We start from the raw sequence: 1,921 nt of genomic DNA, 5'->3' as shown, positions 1-1,921 counted from the left end.
CCCCCACCCAGGCGCGCGATCAGGTCCCCCAGCGCCGCCGCACCACCCGCGGCGAGCTCGGGGGTGGGCAGCAGGGCCAGCACCGGTACGTCCACACCGGCGTCGGCGTAGCGGCGGACCTGCTCGCGGCAATGCTCCGGCGAGCCGTGCAGCACCAACGCATCGACCACGTCGTCGGGCACCGCCGCGCCCGCGCCGCGCCGGTCCCCGGCGGCCCAGGCCCGCCACATCGGCCCGAGCACCTCCTGGCGGCCCAGCCAGCGGTGGAACTCGGCGTACGCGGGCACGGTGAGGTAACTGGTGATCAGCCGGCGGCCCAGGGCGCGGGCGTGCACGGCGTCCTCGGTCGGGCAGACGAAGATCCGCGCGACCACCTCGAAGCCGGTGCGCCGCTGGCCGACCTCAGGGAGGGCCCGGGGCACGTCGGTGGCGGCGAGCCAGTTGAGGATGACGCCGTCGGCCTCGGCGCCGGCCAGCCGCAGCATCCCCGGGCGCAGCGCGGCGAGCAGCACCGGCGGCGGCACGGCCGGCTTGCGGTCCAGGGTGAAGCGGCGCACGGCGAAGGTGTCGTACTCCTCGTCGACGGTCTCCCCGGCCAGCGCCGCGCGCAGGAACCGCAGCACGTCGCGGGTGCGCCGGAACGGCTCCTCGAACGGCACGGCGTTCCAGTTGCCCACGACGACCGGCGAGGACGCGCCGATGCCGAGCGCGAACCGGCCCGGGGCGGCGTCGGCCAGCGCCGCCGCGCTCATCGCCAGCAGGCCCGGGCCCCGGGTGAAGACCGGCGTGATCGCGGTGCCCAGGCGCAGCCGGGGCTGCCAGGCGGCGGCGAGTGCCAGCGGGGTGAACGCATCTGCCCCGTTGACCTCCGAGGACCACACGTCGGTGAAGCCGGCCCCGTCGAGGGCCGCGTAGATCGCGGCGTGCTCGGCGAGCGGGATGCCGTCCAGCGGCACGGTCATGCCCCATCGCGTCGTCATCGGTCGATCGTGCCCGCTCGCCGGGCCACAGAGCAAGATCCCGTCGACGATCCCACATCCATCGAAGCCTGGGGATATGCACGCAGCGGAGGGAGCTACTCTCCATGCGTGACCTTCTCGCTCGTCGCCCGCTCCGCCGACGGCCGCCACCACGGCGTCGTGGTGGCCAGCCGGTTCCTGGCCGCCGGCGCGCTGGTGCCGGCCGCCGAGGCCGAAGTCGGCGCGCTCGCCACCCAGGCGCACGTCAACCTCGCCTACCGCCCGCAGGGGCTGACGCTGCTGCGCACCGGGGTGGCCGCGGCCGACGTGGTGGCGGGGCTGGTCGCCGCCGACCCGGACCGGGACCACCGCCAGCTCGGCGTGGTCGCCGCCACCGGCGTGGGCGCGACCTGGACCGGGCCGAGCTGCCATCCCTGGGCCGGCGGTCAGGCCGGCGACGGCTGGGCGGCGCAGGGCAACATCCTGGTCGGCCCGGAGGTGATCGACGCGGTCCGGGACGCCTGGCTGGGCGGGGCCGCGCTGCCGTTCCCCGACCGGCTGCTGGCCGCGTTGCGCGCCGGGGACCGGGCCGGCGGCGATCGGCGCGGCCGGCAGAGCGCCGGGCTGCTGGTGGTCGAGCGCGGCGGCGGGTACGACGGCACCGGCGACGTGCTCGTCGACCTGCGGGTCGACGACCACCCCGATCCGGTGACCGAGCTGGGGCGGCTGCTCTCGGTGCACACCCTGCTCTTCGGCCGGCCCGACCCGGCCACCCTGCTCGACCTGACGGGCGCGGTCGCCGCCGAGGTCGGCGCGCTGCTGGGCGCGCTCGGCCACCCGGTCGACCCGGCGCGGCCGGAGGAGGCGCTCTTCTCCTGGGCCGGCCTGGAGAACCTGGAGGAGCGCCTGGTGCCCGGCCGGATCGACCCGGTCGTGCTGCACCACCTGCGCAGGGCCGCCCC

The 1,921-nt window shown here is 77.0% G+C and carries 2 protein-coding genes; one reads left to right on the top strand and one right to left on the bottom strand.

Translation table 11 applies throughout. The annotated features are described in order from the left end of the window. A partial coding sequence (locus F6X68_RS32430; RefSeq protein WP_151457801.1) for an LLM class F420-dependent oxidoreductase occupies positions 1 to 962 on the bottom strand: 962 nt, incomplete at its 3' end. 126 nt (positions 963 to 1,088) lie between these two features. Here F6X68_RS32430 and F6X68_RS32425 point away from each other — a divergent pair. Then, positions 1,089 to 1,921 (top strand): DUF1028 domain-containing protein (locus F6X68_RS32425; RefSeq protein WP_151457800.1); only part of this gene is annotated, 833 nt, incomplete at its 3' end.

The sequence above is a fragment of the Micromonospora sp. AMSO12t genome, from assembly GCF_008806585.1.
Lineage (GTDB): Bacteria > Actinomycetota > Actinomycetes > Mycobacteriales > Micromonosporaceae > Micromonospora > Micromonospora reichwaldensis.
Note: the sequence above shows the minus strand (reverse complement) of the source record. Positions and strands in the feature narration are given on the sequence as shown.